The sequence below is a fragment of the Georgenia sp. SYP-B2076 genome (genome assembly GCF_003991205.1).
Lineage (GTDB): Bacteria > Actinomycetota > Actinomycetes > Actinomycetales > Actinomycetaceae > Georgenia.
Genome location: NZ_RXOZ01000003.1, coordinates 1 through 23,809, shown reverse-complemented (window position 1 = coordinate 23,809; position 23,809 = coordinate 1). Strand labels below are relative to the sequence as shown.

The window sequence follows — 23,809 nt, the reverse complement described above, 5'->3', positions numbered from 1 at the left end:
CCCTACACCGTGCGGACGATGAGCCCGCCCTTCTCCACGCGGGCATAGATGGTCGTCGCGAAGCCGACGAGGTCGCCGTCGACCTGCACCCGCTCGGGCTCCTCCGTGCGCACCGTGACGTCGTGGCTGCGCCGGAACTCGATGGACCCGGTGCTGTAGGGCATGAGGTCCTTGCGGATCCCGAACCCCTGCATCGTGACCTTGCGAAGCAGGTCGGCCCAGCCGATGAGCCCGCCGCGGGTGTCGATGGCCGCGATGTCGAGCCAGCCGTCGTCGAGCTGGGCGTCGGGGAAGAGGACGACGCCGCCGGGCAGGCGCCCGACGTTGGCGAACAGGATCGTGCGCGCGGTGATCGGCTCGGAGCGCCCGGAGATGCCCATCTCCACCGTGGCGTGGATCTTCCGGCCGGCCAGGTGCTGCACGCCGGCGACGAAGTACGCCATCCAGCCGAGCTTCGCCTTGAGCTCGTCGTCGGCGCCGGCGACCATCGCCGCGTCGAAGCCCAGGCCCGCGATGACGAGGAACACGTGCTCCTTGTCCGGGTCCTCGTCGGCCAGGAGGCCCTCGGTGAGCACGCCCCCGCGCCGCTCGTCGTCGGCCGGGACGGCGGGGTCGTTGAACCGGCCCTCGGCCGCCTCGCCGGAGTCGGTGCGCTCGGAGGAACGCGCCGTCGAGGCGTCCTCCCGGCCGCGGACCTTCTCGGCCTCCGCGGCGGAGAGCGGCTCGGTGCGCAGCCAGCCCAGGTCCATCGTGCGGTTCCGGCCGGTGAACGCGGTGGCGACCATCTCGCGCTGGTCGGCCATCGGGAGGTCCAGGTTGCGGGCCAGGAGGTTGCCGGTCCCGAGCGGGAGCAGGCCCATGGGCACGGCGGTCCCGGCGAGGCCCTCGGCCACGGCGCGCACGGTGCCGTCGCCCCCGGCGGCGATGACCACCGAGGCGCCCTGCTCGAGGGCCGCGCGGGTCTGGCCGAGGCCCGGGTCGTCGACCGTCGTCTCGAACCAGAGCGGCTCGTCCAGCCCGACGTCGGCGGCCGTCTGGGAGACGAGCTGACGGAGCGCCTCGCCGTCGGCGCTCTTGGAGGGGTTGAACACCACCGCGGGCGGGCCCACCGGGTGCTTCGCGTCGCCGTTCCCCGGGGTCGCGTGCTCCTCCAGCGAGAACGTCGGGGTGCGGTTCCGGACCGCGTTCCACGTCATCAGCCCGATCCCGACGGCGACGAGCGCCAGCACAAGGGCGGCCAACGCCACCCACGCCTCCCATGTCATGGAGGCAACCTACCCAGGCTCGCGGCTCGCGGCGTGCGCGGGCGCCCGTGGAGGGCGGTGTCGGCCGCCCATTAGGCTCAGTGACCATGATCGACCTGCGAGCACTGCGTGAGGACCCGGAGAAGGTGCGCGCCAGCCAGCGCGCCCGTGGCGAGGACGTGGCCCTCGTGGACACCCTGCTGGACGCGGACACCAGGCGGCGCTCCGCCCTGGCCGCGTTCGAGGAGCTGCGCGCCGAGCAGAAGCAGGTCTCGAGGTCCGTGGGCAAGGCGTCTCCGGAGGAGCGTCCCGCCGCGCTGGCGCGCGCCAAGGCGCTCGCCGACCAGGTCAAGGCCGCCGAGGCGACCTCCAACGAGGCCGCGGCCGCGGCGGAGGCCCTGGCGTACCGGGTGCCCAACGTCGTAGCCGACGGCGTCCCCGCCGGGGGGGAGGACGACTTCGTCGTCCTCCGCCACGAGGGCGCGGTCCGCGACTTCGCCGCGGAGGGCTTCACGCCCAAGGACCACCTCGAGCTCGGCGAGGGCCTGAGGGCCATCGACACCAAGCGGGGCACGAAGGTCTCCGGCGCCCGCTTCTACTACCTCACCGGCATCGGCGCCCGCCTCGAGCTCGCGCTCCTGACGGCGGCGCTGGACCAGGCCACGGCCGCCGGGTTCACGCCGATGATCACGCCCACGCTCGTCTCTCCTGAGACCATGCGCGGCACCGGGTTCCTCGGCTCCCACGCCGACGAGATCTACTACCTGCCCGCCGACGACCTCTACCTCACCGGCACCTCCGAGGTGGCCCTGGCCGGCTACCACGCCGGCGAGATCCTGGACCTCTCCGATGGGCCCGTGCGCTACGCCGGCTGGTCCACCTGCTACCGCCGCGAGGCCGGCTCCTACGGCAAGGACACCCGCGGCATCATCCGCGTCCACCAGTTCAACAAGGTGGAGATGTTCTCCTACGTGCCGGTCGAGGAGGCCGACGCCGAGCACCAGCGGCTGCTCGCGTGGGAGGAGGAGATGCTCGCCAAGGTCGAGCTGCCCTACCGGGTCATCGACACTGCCGCCGGCGACCTCGGCACCTCCGCCGCCCGCAAGTTCGACTGCGAGGCGTGGCTGCCGACCCAGCAGCGGTTCATGGAGGTCACCTCCACCTCCAACTGCACCACCTTCCAGGCCCGCCGCCTGGGCACCCGCCAGCGCACGGCCGCCGGCGAGACCCGCCCCGTGGCCACCCTCAACGGCACGCTCGCGACCACCCGGTGGATCGTCGCGATCCTGGAGAACCACCAGCTCCCGGACGGTTCCGTCCGGGTGCCCGAGGGGCTGCGGCCGTATCTCGGTGGTCTGGAGGTCATCGAGCCCGCATGATCGGGGATGTGGACGGAGCGGGTCGCGTGACCAACGGCGTGCTGCCGCTGACCGAGCGGGCCCGGCGCTGGCGCGCGGCGCTGCCCGCGACCCTGCCCGGCGCCGGCGAGGACCTCCTCGTCGCGCTCGACATCGACGGGACCCTGCTCACCCACGACGGCGAGCTGAGCACCGCCGTCGCCGGCGCCGTCGCGGACCTGCGCGACGCCGGCGCCCAGGTGGTCCTGTCCACGGGACGCTCCGTCCAGGCCGTCACCCCGGTGGCCGAGCGGCTCGGGCTCGAGCGCGGGTGGGCCGTGTGCTCCAACGGGGCCGTGTGCATCCGCCTGGACCCCGAGCTCGACGGCGGCCACGAGATCACCGACGTCGTCACCTTCGACCCCGCGCCGACGCTGCGGCTGCTGCGCGACGAGCTGCCGCAGGGCCTGTTCGCCGTCGAGGACCTCGGCCGGGGCTACAAGGTGACCGCGCCGTTCCCCATGGGCGAGCTCACCGGCGAGGTCCAGGTCGTCGACTTCGAGGAGCTCGTCGCGGCCCCCGCCACCCGCGTGACGCTGCGCGCCCCGGAGCTCAGCGCGGCGGACTTCGACGCGCTGGTCCAGCGCGTGGGCCTGCACGGGGTGGGCTACGCCGTCGGGTGGACGGCGTGGCTGGACATCTCGCCGGACGGGGTCAACAAGGCCAGCGCGCTGGAGATGCTGCGCGGGCGCATGGACATCGCCCCCGGCGCGACGGTGGCGATGGGCGACGGGTCCAACGACCTGGAGATGCTGACGTGGGCCGCGCACGGCGTCGCCATGGGCAACGCGGGCGCCAACGTCCAGGCCGTGGCGGACGCCGTCACCGACACCGTGGAGCACGACGGCGCCGCGGTGGTCCTGCGCGCCCTCCTGCTTTTCAATCGGTGAGCGGTCAAGTTCTCGCAACGCCCGCCCGCGCGCGCCTTGTCGCCCGGCCTGTGCGGCGAGTGGTGCCCGACACGTTTGGTGCGCCCCACCTCTAGCGCGCCTCTTCGCCGATCTGTCTCACGACCATCCTGGCAACGGACGTCGCGAGTACCGCACTCACGGTGTCGAGCAGCACTCGACGTGATCGGGCCGTGCTCCGCCGTGATCGGCCTGCCTGCGAGGACTTGACCGCTCACGCCCGAGGGGGGGCGCGAGGACTTGACCGGTCACCAGCAAGGGGGGAAAACGGGGCGGCTGTTGCTGAATCGTTACAGCGAACCGGGACGTTTGTGTCTGAAATCACCTGTGACCTGTGGTTGGGTTCCGGTGGGAGCGCTGACGCGCTGCTCACGACGTTGTGAGGAGAGAACTGGCAATGAAGAAGACGATCAAGCGGCGTGGCGCCGCGACCCTCGCTGGCGCGGCCGCGCTGGCCCTGACGCTGAGCGCCTGCGGCGGGGCGGACGACCTCGGCGGCGGCGCCGACGCGGCGGGGACCAAGGACAGCAGCGCCGACTGCACGGCCTTCGAGGACTACGGGACGTTCGACGGCGAGACCGTCTCCCTGTTCTCCTCCATCCGCGAGACGGAGGCCGACCAGCTCCAGGACTCCTTCGCGGCGTTCAGCGAGTGCACCGGCATCACCGTCGAGCACAACGGCTCCGGCGAGTTCGAGCAGCAGGTCGTGGTGCAGGCGGAGGGCGGCAACGCCTCCGACCTCGCGATCTTCCCCCAGCCCGGCCTGCTCGCCCGCATGGTCAATGACGGCTACGTCGTCCCGGCGCCCGAGGCCGTCGAGGCCAACGTGGACGAGGGCTGGTCCGAGGACTGGAAGGCGTACGGCACGGTCGACGGCAAGTTCTACGCCGCGCCGCTGATGGCGTCCGTGAAGTCCTTCGTCTGGTACTCCCCGACGGCGTTCGCCGAGGCGGGCTACGAGGTGCCCACCACGTGGGACGAGCTGATGTCCCTGACCGAGAAGATCGCCGCCACCGGCGCCAAGCCGTGGTGCGCGGGCATCGAGTCCGGCGGGGCCACCGGCTGGCCGGCCACCGACTGGATCGAGGACATGGTCCTGCGCGAGGGCGGCGGGGACCTCTACGACCAGTGGGTGAGCCACGAGGTCCCCTTCAACGACCCGCAGATAGTCGCCGCGACGGACCGCGCCGGCGCGATCCTCAAGAACGACGCCTACACCAACGGCGGCATCGGCGACTCCCGCTCCATCGCCACGACGTCCTTCAACGACGGCGGACTGCCGATCCTCGAGGGCGAGTGCTCCCTGCACCGCCAGGCCTCCTTCTACGAGGCGCAGTGGCCCGAGGGCACGAAGGTCGGCCCCGAGGGTGACGTCTTCGCCTTCTACCTGCCCGGCGCGACGGCGGAGGAGAAGCCGCTGCTGACCGGCGGCGAGTTCGTCGGCGCTTTCAACGACGAGCCGGCCACGCAGGCCGTGCAGGCGTTCATGTCGTCGGGCGAGTGGGCGAACACCCGCGTGAAGATCGGCGGCGTGACCTCCGCGAACAAGGCCGTGGACCCGGCCAACGCGTCCTCCGACGTCCTGCGCCTGGCCATCGAGCTGCTCCAGGATGAGAACGCCGTCGCCCGGTTCGACGGCTCCGACCTCATGCCCTCCGAGGTCGGCGCCGGCTCCTTCTGGACCGGCATGACGCAGTGGATCGACGGCGCGGACACCAAGACCGTGCTGGACCAGATCGAGGCGTCCTGGCCCGCGAGCTGATCGGTTGACCGCCACGGCGCGGGGGAGCGGCCGCCCGGCCGCACCCCCGCGCCTTCACCGATCCCGCGTCTAGGAGCCCGTGATGGATTTCTTCCTGTACTCGAAGATGGGCCAGATGGTGCTGGCCGTCCTCGTCTTCGCCGTGGTCGTCGCCGCACTCATGGTGGTGGCGCGGCTGGCCGACCGGTTCGCCGGGCGCAGCCGCACCTTCTGGGCGCTGCTGGTCTTCGCCGGCCCCGCGGTGCTGCTGCTGGGCGTCGGCCTGGTCTACCCGGCGATCCGCACCCTGGTCATGTCCTTCATGGACCGGCGGTCCGAGGCGTGGGTGGGGCTGGCCAACTACGAGTGGGTCTTCACCAACACCGAGTCGATCCAGTCCTTCGTCAACACCTTCTGGTGGGTGACGCTCGTCCCGCTGGTCTCCACCGCCGTCGGGCTGCTCTACGCGATCCTCGTGGACGGCAAGCGGTTCGAGAAGGTCGCCAAGTCGCTGCTGTTCATGCCGATGGCCATCTCCTTCGTGGGCGCCGGCATCATCTGGAAGTTCGTCTACGAGTACCGCGGCGCCGAGCAGACGCAGATCGGCCTGCTCAACGCGATCCTCACCGGCGTCGGCATCGAGCCGGTGCGGTTCCTCCAGGACGGGCCCTGGAACACGTTCTTCCTCATCGTCATCATGATCTGGATCCAGGCAGGGTTCGCGATGGTGCTGCTCTCCGCCGCCATCAAGGGGATCCCGACCGACATCGTCGAGGCCGCGCGCCTCGACGGCGTGAGCCCGTGGCAGATGTTTCGGTCGATCACCGTGCCCACGATCCGCCCGACCCTCGTGGTCGTGCTCACCACGATCATGATCGCGACCCTGAAGATCTTCGACATCACCCGCACCGTCACCGGCGCGCGGTTCGGCACGCAGGTGCTGGCCAACCAGATGTACGACCAGTCGTTCACGTTCGGCAACAACGGCGTGGGCTCCGCGCTCGCCGTCGTGATCTTCGTGCTGGTCATCCCGATCGTCGTCTACAACGTCCGCCAGATGCTGCGGAACAGGGAGGTGCGTGGCGCATGAGCGGAATGATGCCCGCGAACCCGGCAGTCGCCACGGCCGAGCCCGCCAGGGCCACCCGCCTGCCCGACCCGATGCGGCGCACCACGCGCGCGCCGCGCGTGCCGGCCGCGACGCGGACGAAGGCCATGCTCACCAGCCAGGCCGGCTCCGCCGTCGCCATCATCATCGCCGTCGTGTGGACCCTGCCCACGGTGGGGCTGCTGATCAGCTCCGTGCGCCCGGAGGGGGAGATCCGCACCACCGGGTGGTGGAGCTTCCTCACCAGCCCGTCGTTCACCCTGGAGAACTACCAGACCGTCCTGTTCGGGCGCGCCTCCACCGGCCAGCTCATGAACTTCTTCATGAACTCGCTGACGATCGTGGTCCCCGCCACGGTGATCCCGCTGGTGGTCGCGATCATGGCCGCCTACGCGTTCTCGGTCCTGCAGTGGAAGGGCCGCGACACCGTCTTCGTGATCGTCTTCGCCCTGCAGATCGTGCCGCTCCAGATGGCGCTGATTCCGCTGCTGCGGATCTTCTCCGGCACCGCCGTCGCGGAGGCGTTCCCGTTCCTCGCGATCTGGGTGGCGCACTCCTCCTTCGGGCTGCCCCTGGCGATCTTCCTGCTGCACAACTTCATGGCCGAGGTGCCCAAGGAGCTCATCGAGGCCGCCCGGGTGGACGGCGCCGGGCACGTGACCGTCTTCTTCAAGGTGATGATGCCGCTGATGGTCCCGGCGATCGCGAGCTTCGCGATCTTCCAGTTCCTGTGGGTGTGGAACGACCTGCTCGTCGGCCTGACCTTCTCCGGCGGCAACAACGCGATCCAGCCGCTGACGGCGCGGCTCTCGGAGATGGCCGGCTCCCGCGGGCAGGACTGGCACCTGCTGACCTCCGGCGCGTTCGTCTCGATGATCGTGCCGCTGATCGTGTTCCTGGCGCTGCAGAAGTACTTCGTCCGCGGGCTGCTCGCCGGCTCCGTCAAGGGCTGACCAGGGGGAGGCGTCCCCTACGCTGCGAGACGTGCGACGTCGCCGCGGTGACGCCGACGTCGTCGCGGTGACGCCCACGTCGCCGCAGCGCCGCGGTCGGCCCCGGCCGTGGCACCACCGGCCCGGACAGGAGCCCCATGCTCACCCCACCCACGACCGACTGGCTCGACGCGGAGGGGGACGCCCTCCTCGACTTCGCCCGCGGCTCCCGCACCCCCCTCGGCTTCGGGTACCTCGACGACGCCGGCACCGTGCCGGACCCGGGCCGCACCGAGCTGTGGATCACCAGCCGGATGACCCACGTGTTCGCCCTCGGCGCGCTCCGCGGCCGCGACGGGTGCGCCGAGCTGGCCGACCACGGCGTCCGAGCCCTGAGCACCACCTTCGCCGACGGCGAGCACGGCGGCTGGTTCAGCGCCGTCGAGGCAACCGCGCCGGGGGCGGGCGGGGATGCCGCGGCGCCGCAACAAGGCGGTGCGGCCCCGGCGCGCCCGGCCGGCGAGGCCGGCGCCCGCAAGGAGGCCTACCCACACGCCTTCGTCCTGCTCGCGGCGGCCTCGGCGACGGCGGCCGGCCGGCCCGGCGCCGCGGACCTCCTCGCGGAGGCCGTCCGCGTGCACCGCGAGCGCTTCTGGCGCGAGGACGAGGGCATGGTCCTCGAGGGCTGGGACCGCGCCTTTACGACGCCGGAGGACTACCGCGGCGCCAACGCCAACATGCACACGGTCGAGGCCTACCTCGCCGTCGCGGACGTCACCGGGGACGACGTGTTCCTGGACCGGGCGCTGCGCATCGCCCGGCGCCTGATCGACGGCTTCGCGCGCGAGCACGCCTGGCGCCTCCCGGAGCACTTCACGCCCGCGTGGGAGCCGCAGCTCGACCATCACCGCGACGAGCCCGCGCACCAGTTCCGGCCGTTCGGGTCCACGGTCGGGCACTGGCTGGAGTGGTCGCGCCTGACGCTGCAGCTGCGCGCGGCGCTCGAGGCCCGAGGGCGGGCCACCGAGCCGTGGATGCTCGAGGGCCCGCGGGCGCTGTTCGCCGCGGCCGTGCGCGAGGGCTGGGCGCCCGACGGCGCGGACGGGTTCGTCTACACCGTCGACTTCGACGGCCGCCCGGTGGTGCGCGAGCGCATGCACTGGGTGGTGTGCGAGGGCATCGGCGCCGCCGCCGCGCTCCACGCCGCCGGCCAGGACGCCGCCGGCGGCGGCCAGGACGCCGCCGCCGCGCTCGACGTCGAGCACTGGTACCGCACCTGGTGGGCGTACGCCCGCACCCACTTCATCGAGGCCCCCGGCCGGTGGCACCACGAGCTCAGCCCCGCGAACGCGCCCAGCTCGGGCACCTGGTCGGGCCGGCCCGACGTCTACCACGCCTACCAGGCCACCGTGCTGCCCCGGCTGCCGCTGGCCCCCGCGCTCGCCGTCGCCCTCGCCGCGGGGCTGCTCGAGGGGTAGGCCGGGCGCCGGCGTCAGGGCAGCAGCAGCACCTTGCCGAAGACCGTGCCCGAGTCGAGGAGCTCGTGCGCCCGGGCGGCGTCCGCGAGGGGGAGCCGCTCCGCGACGACCGGGCGCAGGCGGCCGTCGTCGAGCATGGGCCAGACGCGCGCGCGGACGTCCGCCACGACGGCCGCCTTCTCCGCGAGCGGGCGGGCGCGCAGCGTCGAGGCGTGGATGCTGGCCCGCTTCGTCATCAGGCGGCCGAGGTCCAGCTCGCCCTTGCGGCCCTTCTGCGTGCCGATGACGACGAGCCGCCCGCCCGTGGCGAGCATCGCGACGTTGTCGGTCAGGGCGCCGGCGCCGAGGACGTCGAGGATGACGTCCACCCCGCGTCCGTCCGTCGCGTCGCGCACGGCCCGGGCGACGTCGCCGGCGCGGTAGTCGATCGCGACGTCCGCGCCGAGCTCGCGGCAGCGGGCCGCCCGCTCGGGTCCCCCGGCCGTGGTGAGCACCCGGGCGCCGACGGCGGCGGCGAGCTGGATCGCGACCGACCCGACGCCGCCCGACCCGCCGTGGACGAGCACCGTCTCGACGGCGCCCAGGCGGCCGGAGTGGATGAGGTTGGCCCAGGCGGTGCAGGCGGCCTCCGGCAGCGCGGCGGCGTCGACGAGGCTCACGGAGCTGGGCACGGGCAGCAGCTGGGTGGCCGGGGCGGTCACGAGCTCGGCGTAGCCGCCGCCCGCGAGCAGCGCCGCGACCTCGTCGCCGACCTGCCACCCGGTGACGCCGTCGCCGAGCCCGGCGACGGTGCCCGAGACCTCGAGGCCCATGAGGTCGCTCGTCCCGGGCGGGGGCGGGTAGTGGCCGGCGCGCTGGAGGATGTCGGCCCGGTTGACGCCCGCCGCGGCCACCTTGACGAGGACCTCGCCGGGGCCGGGCCGGGGGTCGGGGACGTCGGAGAGCTCGAGGTCGTGGTCGTCGGTGATCGTGATCGCGCGCATGGGCCCATCTTGCCCGGGGTGGCTCGCCCGGGCGCTGACCAGCCGTTCCGGCGTTGCGGTCACCGTAGACTGGTCGCCGCTGCGCATCTCGGCCCCGGCCGCGCGCGGCAAGGAGGGCTGACAGAGCGGCCGAATGTGACGGTCTTGAAAACCGTTGTGGGGCAACCCACCAAGGGTTCGAATCCCTTGCCCTCCGCCGTCGGGTACCTCATGCCGTTGCGGTAAGTCGGGCGATACGGGTGTGACCTGTGGGACGCTGGGGACGACCGATGTCCGTCTCCCCCGAAGAAGCGCAGGAGATCTCGTGACCTCTCGTGCCCTCACGCGCCCCGCCACCCTCGGGCTGGCCCTGGCCCTGCTCGTCGTCCCCGCCTCCGCCGCTCAGGCCGCCGCACCGCCGACGCGCGACACCCGTGCGGCGGCCACGTCCGACGACGGCGCACCCGCCGTGGCGGCGGCTGCACCGCCGGCCAGTACGACGGCGACCGTCGAGGGCGCCGTCCCCGTCACCGCCGGCCTCCAGACCCTCGAGATGGCCCGAGCGCCCCGCGCGGCCATCGCCGCTCCCACCACCGAGCGGGTCTCGGTCTCCGGCCGCGCCGGTGACCTCGTCGTCGTCGGTGTGACCTGGGCGGGAACCGAGGCCGGCGCAGGCATGACCGCCTCCCTGCGGAGCAGGGAGGGAGAGACGTGGTCCGGCTGGACGGACCTGGAGATCACCGCCGCGACCGGCGCCGAGGAGGCCGCCGCGGGGATGCGCGGCGGCACCGAGCCCATGGCCGTCCTCGACGCCGACGAGGTCGAGGTCACCCTCACCGGGGCGCCCGGCACCGTGCCGTCCGACCCGCGGCTGGTGATCGTCGACCCGGGCACGAGCCCCGCCGACGCCGCCGCCCCGGTCGGGGCGCCGGAGACGTCCGCCATCACCTCCGACGTCCCCAGGATCCGCACCCGCGCCGACTGGGGTGCGGACGAGTCGATCCGCACCTGGGCGCCCGAGAAGGGCAAGGTCACCGGTGTGGTGGTGCACCACACCGCCGGCGCCAACGGCTACGCCCCCGAGGACGTCCCGGCCATCATCCGGGGCATCTACACCTTCCACGCCAAGTCCCGGGGCTGGGGGGACATCGGCTACAACGTCCTCGTCGACGCCTACGGCCGTGCCTGGGAGGGCCGCTACGGCGGCCTCGACAAGGCCGTCATCGGTGCGCACGCCAAGAGCGTCAACCGCACGACCTTCGGCATATCCGTCCTGGGTGACTTCGACGCGGCCCCGGTGCCCGAGGCCGCCTTCCGCACCGTCGCGCAGGTGACCGCGTGGAAGTTCGCGGTTCACGGCATCTCGACCTCCGGCAAGGCCAAGGGGCCCAAGGGCAAGGCCATGAACCGGGTGGTCGGCCACCGAAGCGTCGGAGAGACAGCCTGCCCGGGCAACCAGCTCTACCCCCGGATCAAGACCGAGCTCGTCGACCTCATCGACGACTACCAGGCGGTCATCCCCGACTGATCAACCCATGGCAGAGAACCGCCCGCCGTTCGCGGCGCTGGTCAGGCCGCGTGGCCGAACGCGTTCCTGAGGACCGCCCGCACCTCCGCGCTCCCGACCGGGCGGGGGTTCGCGATGGGCAGCGCGGCGCTCACGCGGTCGATCGCCTCCTCGAGCTGTTCGGCCCGCAGCCCCAGGTCGGCCAGCGTCCGAGGGGCGCCGACGTCGGCGTAGAGCCGGCGCACGCCCGCCACCGCGTCGTCCGCGCTCAGGGCGCGGGCGATCCGGTCGGTGACCGCCGGTATGGCGGGGGCGTTCAGGGCCAGCACGTTCGGCAGGACGACGGCGTGCGTCGCGGCGTGCGGGAGGTTGAACTGCCCGGCGAGGATCTGGCAGATCTTGTGGTGCAGCCCGGTTCCGGTGACCGCGAACGTCGAGCCGGCCAGGAAGGCGCCGTAAAGAAGCTGTTCGCCCGCGTCCGCGAGGGTGCCCGCCCACGCGCCCACCGGGTCGCGCAGCGCCATCTCGGGTGAGCCCGCCCGGCTGAGGCTGTCCGTACCGATCGCCCGGAGCCCCGTGGCGAGCGCCTTCGTGGCCTCGTCGGCGAGGGCGGAGCTCACCGGGTTGGCGCGCGGCGCCCAGTGCGCCTCCACGACGTGCGCCATGGCGTTCAGGCCCGACGCGACGGCGAGCCTGGCCGGGAGCCGGTCGGTCACGTCCGGGTCGAGGATGACCGTGCGGGGCTGGACCGCCGGCTCGGTGCCCGTCTCCAGGCGTCCCGCCCGGGTGAGCCCCCAGACCGGCGTCATCTCCGAACCGGCGTACGTGGTGGGGACGGCCAGGATCGGCACGCCGGTCTCCCGGGCGACGATCTTGGCGGTGCCGGTGGTGGAGCCACCGCCGATGCTGAGGAGACCGTCGGCCCGTGACCGCCGCGCCAGGGCGACCGCACGATCGGCGACCTGCACGGGCACATGAGGTTCGACGTCGGCGAACCACGCCGCCGTGGCCTCGGCGAAGGGGGCGGTCACCCTCCGGGCCAGGAGCTCCCACGTGCTGTCGACGACCACCATCAACCGCTCGACGCCGAGGCGTTCGACCTCCGCCTGCAGCTCGGACGTGACGGCACCGCGACCGAACACGACCCGCGCGGGAGAGGTCTCGAAGGAGAACTGCATCGGATCCTCCGTGTCTCGTGACGGTGAGCTCCACCGGCCGGTGGCCCGGCCCCCTGCCGGCGAGGCGTCCGCTCTCATCATGAACCTCCCCGCCCCGCGCGTGCGGGGCATCCGTCACGAAGGTCTGGGCAGGTGCCACTGTGACGACGTCGCCCGCCGCCGCGGGTCGGGCCGCTTTTGGCCGGACGGCCCCGGCCAGGTAACGTGGGCACCGACTTGGAGACGTCGCATAGTCCGGTCTAGTGCGCATCCCTGCTAAGGATGTGACGGGGCAACCCGTCCGTGGGTTCAAATCCCACCGTCTCCGCCACGGTCCCGACAGGGTCCTAGGACGCCCCGAACCTCGTTCGGGGCGTCCGTCGTTCCTGGCAGCGCGCCCGGCCGCGGCATGGATGGGCCGGGGCCTCGTGATCACCGTCACGGGCGCAGGATTGGATCGCGCCGGGCGGGCGCGCTAGAGTCCTTCTTGGCCCAAGCGGCCATGCGCCCGTAGCTCAATGGATAGAGCATCTGACTACGGATCAGAAGGTTGGGGGTTCGAGTCCCTTCGGGCGCACAGCACAAGCGGCGTCATCCCTGCGCGAGTCGGGATGGCGCCGTTTTCTCGTGTGGGGATGCTTGGCCCACCTCGAGTCTCGGGCCCCGTGCCGAGGCCTGGGTCATGGGAGCCGCCGACAGCAGGTCAGCGGAAGTACTTCACCGTCTCGTTCGGGTGGCTGGGGTCGCCCCGGGGACAGTACTGCGCCCGGACGCCACGACGCCCGCGGCGAACGACTGATCACCCATCCAGGCAAACCACGCCTGGTCCGCCGGCAGAGACAGGGCGAGGACGAGCCCCCCGACGAGGAGCACGAGGCCGCCAGTGGCGAGGATCGGGGGGAGCGTCACGGGCGCTGGTCCGCGCGCGCTCGACGCTTGTGGATGAGCCAGGCGCCGCCCAGGACCACCAGTGCGGCCACGGCAAGCAGTGCGCCGGTCCACATCAGGACGGACTGGATGACGTCCGGCAGGGTCACCACGTCGGCGCGATCAAAGTCTTCCGTGGCGGGCCCGTGGAACGTGTCCGATGCTGTCGTCATGGCGGTCACGGTAGCGGCGCCGCGGCCCGCGTCGTTTCGGTCGTTCCCGCGACGGTTGCCGCCCAGGACTCGAGCAGCTTGAGGCCGTCGTCGGAGGGGGAGCCGGGGACGGCGGTGTAGACGTTGAGCTGCAGCCCGGCGTCGGCCTGCGGGCACGCGACACCGAGACCAGCGCACCCGCCGACGCCGCGCAGCTGGACGACGAGTACACCGAGCTCCGCCTCGCGCTCCTCGCCCGGAAGCGCGCCACCGTGATCCGGCTCCGGGACGAGCGGCACATCGACGACACCGTGCTCCGGCAGGTCCAGGCGCACCTCGACGTCGAGGAGCTCCGGCTCGACCGCACCGCCGGGCTCAGCGAGTAGCCCGCCACGTCACACCTGGGCGAGCGCCTCGACGTCCTCGGCCGCGTCCGTGCTGCGCGGTCGGGCGAGGACCGTGCGGAGCGCCTCGTCGAGCGCGGCCGCCGGGTCGTCGACGGCGGTGACCGACCGCCACCCGACGTGCATGTCGGGCCGCACGAGCACGACGCCGCCCTCCTCGACGCCGCTCAGGCGCGCCCAGTCGTCGTAGAGGTCGGTGAGATCCTGCCCGGGACCGATGACGTAGGCGGCGATGTCGAGACCGAGCTCGGCGCCGACGGCCCGCGCCGCCTCGACCCACGCCCGGCCGCCGATGCCGGTCAGGACGGTGAAGCGGCCCTTGCCGGCGAGGTCGTGGGTGGAGACCTTGTGCCCGTCCCTGCCGAGCCACGCGTGCGGCAGGCGCGCGCCGGGCCAGGTGGTCGGGTGGTAGTACAGCTCCGGGTCGCGAGTGTACGCCGGCTCCGGGGTGCCGTCCGGGACGACGGCGGTGGAGGCGTAGCGCTGGCCGAGCTCGACGCCGTGGGCGTTGAACTCGTAGTTCTTCAGCTGCATGGCCTCACGGAGGAGCTCGCGCTTGTGGGCGCCGGCGGGGGTGTCGTCCTTGCGGGAGTCGATGGCCGCCTGCATCTGCTCGGCGTCCTGGGTCTCCTGCACGCCCAGCGCCTCGAGGAACGAGCCGAACTCGTCGATCGACTTGTTGGCGCGCAGCACGATCTGCTTGCCCACCGGGGCGCGCTCGGCGTCGTAGCTGGCCAGCAGCTCCTCGCCGGCCAGACCCCCCAGGACGTGGGCGATCTTCCAGGCGAGGTTGTACGAGTCCTGGATGGAGGTGTTGGAGCCGAGGCCGTTCGACGGCGGGTGCCGGTGGGCGGCGTCGCCGGCGATGAAGACGCGGCCCTTGGCGTACTGGGTGGCGTACATCTTGTTGTTACCCCACAGCGACAGCGACCGGATGGTCACCGGGACGGTGTCGTCGCCGATGAGGCCGTGGACGATGTCGACGGCCATCTGCTCGTCGAGGTCGGGCGGGGGCTGGTTGATGTCGTAGCCCCAGGTGATGAGCCACTCGTTCCAGGGCCGGACCATGCGCACCAGGCCCAGGCCGATGCCGCCGATCGTGGCGCCGGGCTGGAGCACCCAGTACAGCACCGAGGGCCGGTGGGCGACGTACTCGGACAGGTCCACGTGGCACACGATGTTCATCGAGCCGGCGACGTCCATCTGGCCCTCGAACGGCAGCTCGAGGTCCCTGGCCACCTGGGAACGGCCGCCGTCCGCGGCGATGACGTAGCGGGCGCGGATGTTGTACTCGTGGCCCGAGAGGCGGTCGCGCACGCGGACGGTGACGCCGGTGCCGTCCTGGGTCAGGGACAGGTACTCGGTGTCGAACCGGAACCGGCTGCCGCGCGAGGCGGCGTTGGAGACGAGGATCGGCTCGAACAGGGTCTGCGGCAGGTCGCAGTTCAGCGAGGGGCTGGCCTCGACGTAGTCGGCCTCGCGCTGGGGGTGGGTGCCCCAGGTGCGGACCCGGCCGATCTCGTCGCCCGCCAGCGAGGAGCAGAAGACGGTGTCGCCCATGAGGTGGTGCGGGGTGGCCTGGGCGTTGAGCTGGTCCTCGATGCCCATGTCGCGCATGATCTCGACGGTGCGCTGGTTGGTGATGTGCGCACGTGGGGTGTTCGCCGTCCACCGGTACTTCGTGATGGCGATGTGGTCGATGCCGTAGGTAGCCAGGAACAGCGCCGCGGAGGCGCCGGCAGGGCCGGACCCGATGATCAGGACGTCGGTGTGCAGGTCCTCCGGCTGCTCGCCGCTGATCTTCTCCTGGGCGCCGGGGCTGACGGCGGTGGTCTCGTCCTCGAGGGGCCGGGTGCTGGTCAACTCACGCCTCCGTGGTGCCGGTCGCGCGCGGCAGGACGACGTCGAAGGTGACGTCGGTCCAGGTGCCCTCGACGGTGCGGCCGTCGGGGGTGGGGGTGCCGGCGGGGTGCTGGGTGAAGGTCTTGACGAGGGAGTCCTTGACACCGAAGACGGCGTCGGAGGCCAGGAGGGGGTCGCCGTCGACGAAGATGTGGGTCACGAGGCGCCGGTAGCCGGGGGCCGTGACCATGAAATGCAGGTGGGCGGCGCGCATGGGGGAGCGGCCGGTCGCCGCGAGCATCTGCCCGACCGGGCCGTCGTGCGGGATGGGGTACGGGGTGGGCGTCACGCCCCAGAACCGGTAGGCCCCGTGCTGGTCGGAGAACAGGTGGGCGCGCCCGGCGGTGCGTCCGTCGGTGTACTGCACGTCGTAGAAGCCGTCGTCGTCGGCCTCCCACACCTCGATGCGGGCGCCGGGGATGGGGGTGCCGTCGGTGCCGCGCACGGTGCCGCTGACCCAGCACGGCTCGCCGGCGGCGCCCTGGGCGATGTCCCCGCCCTGGGGGATCTCAGGGGCGTCCTCGACGAAGAAGGGCCCGAAGACGGTGGCCTCGGTGACGTCGCCGGTGGCGGGCTGGTTGACGCAGATGGTTTCCATGGAGACGCCCAGCACGTCGGAGAGCAGGATGAACTCCTGCCGGGTGTCGGTGGTGATGTCGCCGCTCCGGCGCAGGAAGTCGATCGCGGCCTCCCACTCGGCCTCGGTGAGCCGGACCTCGCGGATGAACGCGTGGGCGTGGCGGGTCAGGGCCTGCAGCACCTCCTTCAGGCGCTCGTTCGGTGAGCCCTCGAAGCTGGCGACCACCTGGGTGGTCACCAGCTCCTCGCGCGCCTCCTGCTCCGAACCGGCCGGCGGGGCCGGGACGATGCCCGGGCCGTGGGTGGTGGTGGTCATGCGGTGCTCCTTTCCAGGGGCGACGGCGCTGTCGCGGTGGGTCAGGCGAGGGGGACGAGGACGGGCCGCCGCCCGGCCTGGGCCCGGCCGATCAGGTCGGCCAGGTCGGCCTCGGTGACCGGGCGCGGGTTGGAGGGTGGGATCTTCTCCAGCGCGAGGGCCGCGGCCTCGGGAACCTGCTCCGCCGCGAGCCCGAGGTCGCCGAGGCTGGTCGGGGCGCCGAGGGCGGCGTACAGCCCGAGCAGGGCGGTCAGGGCGTCGTCGCCGTCGCCGTCGCCGAATCCGGCGCCGGCCAGGGCCCCGGCGATCCGGTTCGCGGCGCCCGGCGCGGCCGGGGCGTTGAAGCCGACCACGTGGGGCAGGACGACGGCGTGCATGGCGGCGTGCTCGAGGTTGTAGGCGCCGCCCAGGACGTGGCAGATCTTGTGGTGCATGCCTGACCCGGCCGCCGCGAACGCGGCGGCGGCGAGATAGGTGCCCTGCTGGCACCGCTCGCGCGCCGCCACGTCACCGCCGTCGGCCAGCACGGCGGGCAGGCCGGTGGCGAGCTGACGGATGCCCTCGACCGCGAACGCCGTGGCCGGTGGGCTGGCGGTGGGGCCCCACAGCGAGTCGACGCAGTGGGCCAGCGCGTTCAGGCCCGAGCTGGTCGACAGCGCCGGGGGCAGCGTGACGGTCAGCTCCGGGTCGTAGACCACGGTGGCCGGCAGCACGGCCGGGTCGACGCCATTGGTCTTCCGGCTGTCCTCCGTCAGGCCCCAGACGTCGGTGGCCTCCGACCCGGCGTAGGTGGTGGGCACGGCCACGATCGGCAGCCGAGCGGTCAGCGCCACCGCCTTCGCCGTCCCGGTGGTGGAGCCGCCGCCGACGGACAGCAGCACGTCGGCTCGGGAGGTCCGGGCCAGGGCCCGGGCCGCCTCGGCGACCTCGACGGGCACGTGCGGGCGCACCCCGGTGAACTCGGCGACGACGCCCAGCCCGGCCACGAGCCCCCGGGCCACCGGCAGCTCGTGCTCGGTGGCGATGAGCATCACCCGGCTGCCGCCGAGCCGCTCGATCTCGGCCGGCAGCACCCGCCGCGCCGCACCGGCCCCGGTGATCACCCGCTGGGGCCGGGTCTCGTAGACGGCGGCGTTCACGTCCGCGTCGATCATCTGCGTCTGCTCCCTTGCTGACACGTCAAGCCATGTCGCCGTGGCGCATGGTCGTGGCCCCAGCCTGGCGGCCACGCCCCTATACGTCCAGTTCCACTTACCTTCGGTTCCCATACGCTTGGGATATGGAACTACGGCAGCTCCAGTACTTCGTCACGGTCGTCGAGGAACGCTCGGTCTCCCGGGCGGCCGTGCGCCTGAGCATGACTCAGCCGCCGCTGTCGACGTCGATCCGGCTGCTCGAGAAGGAGGTCGGCGTCTCGTTGCTTCGCCGGCACGCGCGAGGCGTCGAGCCGACCGAGGCGGGGGCGTACCTCGCCGACGAGGCCAGGCGGCTCCTGCGTCACCTGGACGACGTCGGCACGAGGACCCGCGCCCTGGGCACCGGCTCCGTGGGGCGACTGGCGATCGCCACCGTGACCCCCGGCGCGTGGAGCCTGCTGCCGTCGATCCTGCGGACCTTTCACCAGCGCGCACCCGACGTCGAGCTCGACGTCGTCGACACCGCGCCGGACGACGTCCTCGAACGTGTGCGTGATGCGCGCGCCGGCGTGGGGCTGGTCTACTGCGCCGACACCCAGACGCTCGCCCGGTCTGCCGCGGCCGGGCTGCAGACCGCCGTCGCCCGCCGCGAGCCGCTCGTTGCCGTGGTGCCCCGGGACCACCCCGCCGGCTCCGCGAGCGTGATCGACCTGCGCGACGTCGTCGACGAGCCGTGGATCGTGCCCGCGACCAACGCCACGTTCCCCGGGCTGCAGGACCTGCTCCGCCAGGCGTGGCAACAGGCGGGTGTCTCCCCGCGGCGGCAACAATCGACGGCGACCCTGGCCACCGCGCTCGCGCTGGTCGTGGCCGGCCAGGGGGTGACGGTGCTGCCGAGCTCGGTCAACGCCGTCGCCGGTCCGGAGGTACGGGTCGCGCCCCTGCACCAGCCGGTCACGCCGCTGGAGGCCGCCGTGGTGTGGCGCGGCGAGACGCCCTCGCCCGTGCTCGCGGCCTTCCTCGCCGCGGCGCTCTCCACACCCGAGCCAGACCAGCTGGGCCAGGGGCTGGCGCGCCGCCGGCTCGACGCCGGGACGGACGTCGACGTCCTGTCGGCGCCGTGGCGCTAGGCGGCTCCCAGCGGTGCTTGCCGCACCACCGAACCGCCGACCACTACGGTTCGTGTGGCGGGCACGTGCTTGCCGCTCACGTGCAGTTTCCGCTGAGGGGAGTGGTCATGGCCGGCCCGCTGCTCGGGACCAAGCTCCACGTCCCCCGGGGAAGGCCCGGCCTGGTGGCGCGTCCGAGGCTGACTGGGCGCCTGGGCCGGGCGGGGGAGTCGGCGTTGACGCTCGTGTCGGCCCCGGCCGGATTCGGCAAGACGACCCTGCTGACGGAGTGGCTGGCGGCCGCTCCGGCCGGCGGGCGTGCCCTGGCCTGGCTCTCCCTCGACGCGCGCGACAACGACCCGGCGTCGTTCTGGACGTACCTCGTGGCCGCGCTCCAGATGGCGGAGCCCGGGACCGGCGCGGGTGCGCTCTCGCTGCTGCAGTCGACGCAGTCTCCGATGGAGACGGTCCTCGCGACCCTGATCAACGAGCTGGACGCCCTCTCGACGGACGTCGTGCTCGTCCTCGACGACTACCACGTCATCGACTCGCGGGAGATCCACGAGCAGATGGCGTTCCTGGTCGAGCACCTCCCGCCGCAGCTGCGCCTGGTGATCGCCACCCGCGCCGACCCGGCGCTGCCGCTGGCGCGGCTGCGAGGACGTGGCGAGCTGGTCGAGATCCGCGCGAGCGATCTGCGCTTCACGCCCGACGAGGCGGCGGAGTACCTCAACGGGACGATGGGGCTCACGCTGACGGCGCGGGACGTCGCCGCGCTGGAGGGACGCACCGAGGGGTGGATCGCCGCGCTGCAGCTGGCGGCGCTGTCCATGCAGGGCCGCGACGACGCCGCCGGCTTCATCGCCGGCTTCGGCGGGGACGACCGCTACGTCGTCGACTACCTGGTCGAGGAGGTCCTGCAGCGTCAGCCCGACGACGTCCGCGGCTTCCTGTTGCGCACCTCCATCCTGAGCCGGGTGACCGGCTCCCTCTGCGACGCCGTGACCGGTCAGGACGGCGGCGCGGCGATGCTGGCCGCGCTGGAGCGAGGGAACCTGTTCCTGGTCCCGCTGGACGACCACCGCCGGTGGTACCGCTACCACCACCTCTTCGCGGACGTGCTGCACGCGCGCCTGCTGGACGAGCAGCCCGACGGCGTCGCCGACCTCCACCGGCGGGCGAGCGACTGGTACGAGCACAACGGCGAGCGGTCCGAGGCGGTCCAGCACGCGATGGCCGGCGGGGACCTCGAACGGGCGGCGGACCTCGTCGAGCTCGCCCTCCCGGCGCTGCGCCAGGGCCGGCGTGAGGCCACGCTGCGCCGGTGGCTCGAGGCGCTGCCCGAGGAGCTGCTCCGGGCCAGGCCCCTGCTGAGCCTGGCTCACGCGGGCACCCTGCTCATGTACGGCGAGGTCGACGGCGTGGAGACGCGGCTGCGCGACGCCGAGCAGTGGGTGGCGGCCACGGCGGCCGCGCGCTCCTCGGCTGCCGACGTCGACGACACGCTGATCCGCAGGGTCCGCGGCGAGGCCGCGCTCTACCGCGCCGCCCAGGCCAGGATGCGCGGGGACGCGGCCGGCGCCACGGCCCACGCCCGGCGCGTGCTCGACGTCGTCGGCGACGACGCCCCGCTCGAGCGCGGGGCGGCGGCCGGGCTGCTGGGTCTTGCGTCCTGGATGACGGGCGACCTCGAGCCGGCGCACCGGTGGTGGGCCGACGCCGTGACGAACCTGGAGAAGGCGGGGCACTACGCCGACATGCTCGGGTGCACGATCGCCCTGGCCGACATCCGGATCGCGCAGGGCCGGCTCCACGAGGCGATGACCAGCTACGAGCAGGGGCTGCGGGTGGCCATGGCGCACGGGCCGGCCGTGCTCAGGGGCGCGGCGGACATGCACGTGGGCATGGGCGGCGTGCTGGCCGAACGCGGCGAGCCGGGTGCCGCCCTCCAGCACCTGCTGACCAGCAAGGAGCTGGGCGAGCAGGCGGGCCTGCCGCAGAACCGGCACCGCTGGCGGGTGGCGATGGCGCGGCTGCGGGAGGCCGAGGGCGACCTCGACGGCGCGCTCGACCTGCTCGACGACGCCGAGCGCGTGTACACCCCCGACATGTTCCCCGATGTGCGGCCGATCCCGGCGCTCAAGGCGCGGCTGCGGCTCGCGCGGGGCGAGCTGGGCGCGGCGCTCGGCTGGGCGCGTGAGCGCGGTCTGTCCGCCGACGACGACCTGTCGTACCTGCGCGAGTTCGAACACCTCACCCTGGCCAAGGTGCTCCTGGCCCGGCACACGGCGGCCGGGGACGACCACTCCCTCTCGGAGGCGACCGCGCTCCTGAAGCGCCTCCTGCGAGCGGCGGAGGACGGCGGCCGGACCGGCAGCGTCATCGAGACCCTGGTGCTGCAGGCGCGTGCCCGCCAGGCCCAGGGCGACCTGCCCGCCGCGGTGACCTCCTTGCGACGCGCGGTGACCCTGGCCGAGCCGGAGGGGCACGTGCGTGTCTTCGCGGACGAGGGCCCCTCACTGGCCGCCCTGCTGCGGGCGGTCGACAAGGCCGGGACCGCCCGCACCCATGTCCGTCGGCTCCTGGCCGCCGTGAGCGCGACCGAGGGCGACGCGCCCGCGCACCAGGGCCTGATCGAGGCGCTGAGCGAGCGTGAGCTGGGCGTCCTCCGGCTGCTCGGCACCGAGCTGAGCGGTCCGGACATCGCCCGTGAGCTCATCGTGTCCCTGAACACGGTGCGGACCCACACCAAGAACATCTACGCCAAGCTCGGCGTGAACAGCCGCCGGGCAGCGGTCCGCCGGGCCGAGGAGCTCGGCCTGCTGCCGCGCAGCACCGTCCGCGGGCGCGCCGCTCATCCCGACCGGTAGCCGCCCGGCCCCGCCGGGTACGCGGTCGTGAACCTGCCCGGCCCGCCAGCATGAACGTGCCCGGCCTGCCAGCACGCCGTCGTGACTGGCGGGACCACCACCTCAATCACCACATGTGGTGATCACCGCTCACCACATCCGCTCCTAGTTTTCCCGTCAGCCGGACGTCTCACCGTCGGCCGCGACCCGGGAGAACAGGAGGAGACCATGAGCCAGGCATCAGCCGCGGACCACGACGGCCCCCGGGGGTACGAGATCCGCGTCAAGGGCCACCTCGGCTCCCGGTGGGCCACCTGGTTCGACGGGCTGAGCGTCACCACCCAGAGCGACGGCACCACCACCATTCACGGCCAGGTCGTCGACCAGGCGGCCCTGCACGGCGTCCTGCAGCGAGTGCGGGACGTCGGCCTGCCGCTCATCTCCGTCGCCCCGGCCGAGCTGGACGAGGCCGACACGCCCACCACCACCCCCGACCACACACCTCCAAGGAGACCGACATGACCGCCACCGCCCTCAGCACGCCCACACGGCAACGAGCCCCGATGAGCTCCTTGAGGAAGACCGCGCTCCTCGCCGGCGCGCTCTACGTGCTCACGTTCGTCTCGATCCCGACCCTCGCTCTCTACGGTGCCGTCAAGGGGCCGAGCTACATCACCGGCCCCGGGCCGGACACCGCCGCACTCCTCGGCGGTGCCCTGGAGATGGTCGTGGCCCTGGCCGGCATCGGCACCGCCGTCGTGCTGTTCCCCGTGGTCAAGAGGCAGAACGAGGGGGTTGCGCTCGCCCTCGTGGGCACACGGGTCCTGGAGGCCGCAACCATCTTCGCCGGCGTCGCGAGCCTGATGACGATCGTGACCCTGCGGCAGGCCGGGGCCGGCGCCGAGGCGGCCGTCACCGCCCAGGCGCTGGTCGCCCAGTACGACTGGCTGTTCCGCCTCGGGCAGGGCACCATCCCCGCCGCCAACGCCCTGCTCCTCGGCTCCCTGCTGTACCGGTCCGGCCTGGTGCCGCGCATCCTGCCGCTGCTCGGCTTCGTCGGGGCGCCCCTGCTGATCGTCTCCAACGTGGGCACGGTGCTCGGCCTCTGGGGCCAGGTGTCCGCGCTAACGGCGCTCGCGGCCGTGCCGATCGCGCTGTGGGAGTTCTCCCTGGGCGTCTACCTGATCGTCAAGGGCTTCAAGCCCTCGCCCATCACCGCCGGCCTGGCGACCCCGCGCTCCGCGGTCTCCCGAGGCGACGTCGCCTGACCGGCCTAGGCGCGGGCGGAACGGCCCGCTGCGGCTCGCGCGCCGATACGCGAGCCGCAGCCGACCAGCGGGGTCGGGAGGGCTTCGGCTCTCCCGACCCCGCTCGCCGACGTCGGGCCAATCCGTAGGGTGCCGCTGGTCAATGAGCACGGCCTGACGAACCTCCCGACCGGCATGAGCGGCGATATCGGTGTGATGGGGGTCATGGCTGGGGGGTTTGACCGTGGGGTTTCGGGGAGGTTAATGTTCTGGGGTCCCGCGGGACCGGACACCGAGATGGTGGCCGGTCCCGCGGGGCTAAATCCCTGGGGTGTCGTCCGGTGGCTGTGGTTGCCGGTGTTTTGTGGTGCCTTTGGGGGGCCGGGTTGTTTCCGGGGTTGGTCGGATTCGCTGGGAATGGCGGGTTTGACAGGCCGGGATTGCCGGGTTTAGGCTTGAGAGGTTGCCCCGGGACGGGTTCGGGCGAATGTTGCCTGGGTTTCGTGCGGTGTGTGTCTGTTCTTTGAGAACTCAACAGTGTGCCAAGTTTTTGATGCCATATGGCTCTTGGCTGTTCGCCCGTGTCTGGTCTGCTTCTTGTGGGCTGGCGGGGTGGGGGCTGGGGGTTTTTGTTTTGTTTTGGTACATGCCGGGTGCCCTGTCTCGTCGGGGTGGTTGGTGTGATGCCTGGATTGCCCCTTTTGGTGCTTTTGGGTGCTGGGGGGTTGTCTTCGTATGGTTTGTCTGCCTGCGT

19 protein-coding genes and 3 tRNA genes are annotated in these 23,809 nt (G+C 72.7%); 14 read left to right on the top strand and 8 right to left on the bottom strand.

Annotated features, from left to right (window positions below; genetic code table 11):
* Nucleotides 1-2: 2 nt before the first annotated feature.
* The gene (locus EJK16_RS01685; protein WP_127125711.1) at nt 3-1,265 is read right to left on the bottom strand and encodes a diacylglycerol kinase family protein; all 1,263 of its coding nucleotides are present in this window, start codon (nt 1,263-1,265) and stop codon (nt 3-5) included.
* Between the two features lie 86 nt (nt 1,266-1,351).
* Between EJK16_RS01685 and serS the strand changes: the two genes are divergently transcribed.
* The 6 genes from serS (at nt 1,352) to EJK16_RS01655 (ending at nt 8,808) form a co-directional block, all read left to right on the top strand.
* The gene (gene serS, locus EJK16_RS01680) at nt 1,352-2,623 is read left to right on the top strand and encodes a serine--tRNA ligase (protein ID WP_127125709.1); all 1,272 of its coding nucleotides are present in this window, start codon (nt 1,352-1,354) and stop codon (nt 2,621-2,623) included.
* Between the two features lie 8 nt (nt 2,624-2,631).
* Nucleotides 2,632-3,531: an HAD family hydrolase gene (locus tag EJK16_RS01675; RefSeq protein WP_240645711.1), complete on the top strand. Its 900-nt coding sequence runs from the start codon at nt 2,632-2,634 to the stop codon at nt 3,529-3,531.
* 415 nt (nt 3,532-3,946) lie between these two features.
* Entirely contained in the window at nt 3,947-5,311 is a 1,365-nt protein-coding gene (locus tag EJK16_RS01670; protein ID WP_127125705.1) for an ABC transporter substrate-binding protein, read from the top strand.
* Nucleotides 5,312-5,393: 82 nt separating this feature from the next.
* Nucleotides 5,394-6,380 carry a carbohydrate ABC transporter permease gene (locus tag EJK16_RS01665; protein ID WP_127125703.1) on the top strand — a complete coding sequence of 329 codons (987 nt, stop codon included), beginning with the start codon at nt 5,394-5,396 and terminating at the stop codon, nt 6,378-6,380.
* 5 nt (nt 6,381-6,385) lie between these two features.
* The gene (locus EJK16_RS01660) at nt 6,386-7,351 is read left to right on the top strand and encodes a carbohydrate ABC transporter permease (RefSeq protein WP_370275884.1); all 966 of its coding nucleotides are present in this window, start codon (nt 6,386-6,388) and stop codon (nt 7,349-7,351) included.
* A gap of 137 nt (nt 7,352-7,488) precedes the next feature.
* A complete protein-coding gene (locus tag EJK16_RS01655; protein ID WP_127125701.1) occupies nt 7,489-8,808 on the top strand; it encodes an AGE family epimerase/isomerase in 1,320 nt (439 codons plus the stop codon).
* A gap of 14 nt (nt 8,809-8,822) precedes the next feature.
* Here the strand turns inward: EJK16_RS01655 and EJK16_RS01650 are convergent, their stop codons facing one another.
* Nucleotides 8,823-9,791, bottom strand: coding sequence for an NAD(P)H-quinone oxidoreductase (locus EJK16_RS01650; RefSeq protein ID WP_127125699.1), 969 nt, complete (start codon nt 9,789-9,791; stop codon nt 8,823-8,825).
* A gap of 111 nt (nt 9,792-9,902) precedes the next feature.
* Between EJK16_RS01650 and EJK16_RS01645 the strand changes: the two genes are divergently transcribed.
* Together EJK16_RS01645 and EJK16_RS01640 are read left to right on the top strand one after the other, a co-directional pair.
* Nucleotides 9,903-9,987 (top strand) — tRNA-Ser (locus EJK16_RS01645).
* Between the two features lie 108 nt (nt 9,988-10,095).
* Nucleotides 10,096-11,298 carry an N-acetylmuramoyl-L-alanine amidase gene (locus EJK16_RS01640; protein ID WP_127125697.1) on the top strand — a complete coding sequence of 401 codons (1,203 nt, stop codon included), beginning with the start codon at nt 10,096-10,098 and terminating at the stop codon, nt 11,296-11,298.
* A gap of 41 nt (nt 11,299-11,339) precedes the next feature.
* Here the strand turns inward: EJK16_RS01640 and EJK16_RS01635 are convergent, their stop codons facing one another.
* A complete protein-coding gene (locus EJK16_RS01635) occupies nt 11,340-12,455 on the bottom strand; it encodes a maleylacetate reductase (protein WP_127125695.1) in 1,116 nt (371 codons plus the stop codon).
* A gap of 218 nt (nt 12,456-12,673) precedes the next feature.
* On the opposite strand from EJK16_RS01635, the gene EJK16_RS01630 reads away from it, so the two are divergent.
* Together EJK16_RS01630 and EJK16_RS01625 are read left to right on the top strand one after the other, a co-directional pair.
* Nucleotides 12,674-12,765 (top strand) — tRNA-Ser (locus EJK16_RS01630).
* 173 nt (nt 12,766-12,938) lie between these two features.
* A tRNA-Arg gene (locus tag EJK16_RS01625) sits at nt 12,939-13,011 on the top strand.
* Between the two features lie 328 nt (nt 13,012-13,339).
* Here the strand turns inward: EJK16_RS01625 and EJK16_RS01620 are convergent.
* From EJK16_RS01620 to EJK16_RS01600, 5 genes are all read right to left on the bottom strand, one after another.
* Nucleotides 13,340-13,534 carry a hypothetical protein gene (locus EJK16_RS01620; RefSeq protein WP_127125693.1) on the bottom strand — a complete coding sequence of 65 codons (195 nt, stop codon included), beginning with the start codon at nt 13,532-13,534 and terminating at the stop codon, nt 13,340-13,342.
* Between the two features lie 5 nt (nt 13,535-13,539).
* Nucleotides 13,540-13,812, bottom strand: a complete 273-nt coding sequence (locus EJK16_RS20565; protein ID WP_370275876.1) for a hypothetical protein — start codon at nt 13,810-13,812, stop codon at nt 13,540-13,542.
* Between the two features lie 96 nt (nt 13,813-13,908).
* On the bottom strand, nt 13,909-15,780 hold the full coding sequence (locus tag EJK16_RS01610) for an FAD-dependent oxidoreductase (protein ID WP_370275875.1): 1,872 nt from the start codon (nt 15,778-15,780) through the stop codon (nt 13,909-13,911).
* Nucleotide 15,781: 1 nt separating this feature from the next.
* Nucleotides 15,782-16,714, bottom strand: coding sequence for a dioxygenase (locus tag EJK16_RS01605; RefSeq protein WP_127125691.1), 933 nt, complete (start codon nt 16,712-16,714; stop codon nt 15,782-15,784).
* 41 nt (nt 16,715-16,755) lie between these two features.
* Nucleotides 16,756-17,868, bottom strand: a complete 1,113-nt coding sequence (locus EJK16_RS01600; RefSeq protein WP_127125689.1) for a maleylacetate reductase — start codon at nt 17,866-17,868, stop codon at nt 16,756-16,758.
* Nucleotides 17,869-17,993: 125 nt separating this feature from the next.
* Between EJK16_RS01600 and EJK16_RS01595 the strand changes: the two genes are divergently transcribed.
* From EJK16_RS01595 to EJK16_RS01580, 4 genes are all read left to right on the top strand, one after another.
* Nucleotides 17,994-18,980: a LysR family transcriptional regulator gene (locus tag EJK16_RS01595; protein WP_164737172.1), complete on the top strand. Its 987-nt coding sequence runs from the start codon at nt 17,994-17,996 to the stop codon at nt 18,978-18,980.
* 224 nt (nt 18,981-19,204) lie between these two features.
* Nucleotides 19,205-21,829: a LuxR C-terminal-related transcriptional regulator gene (locus EJK16_RS01590; protein ID WP_240645722.1), complete on the top strand. Its 2,625-nt coding sequence runs from the start codon at nt 19,205-19,207 to the stop codon at nt 21,827-21,829.
* 207 nt (nt 21,830-22,036) lie between these two features.
* Nucleotides 22,037-22,330, top strand: coding sequence for a hypothetical protein (locus tag EJK16_RS01585; protein ID WP_127125683.1), 294 nt, complete (start codon nt 22,037-22,039; stop codon nt 22,328-22,330).
* A complete protein-coding gene (locus tag EJK16_RS01580) occupies nt 22,327-23,076 on the top strand; it encodes a DUF4386 domain-containing protein (protein ID WP_240645710.1) in 750 nt (249 codons plus the stop codon). The genes EJK16_RS01585 and EJK16_RS01580 overlap by 4 nt, the downstream gene beginning before the upstream one ends.
* The last annotated feature ends 733 nt before the right edge of the window (nt 23,077-23,809 follow it).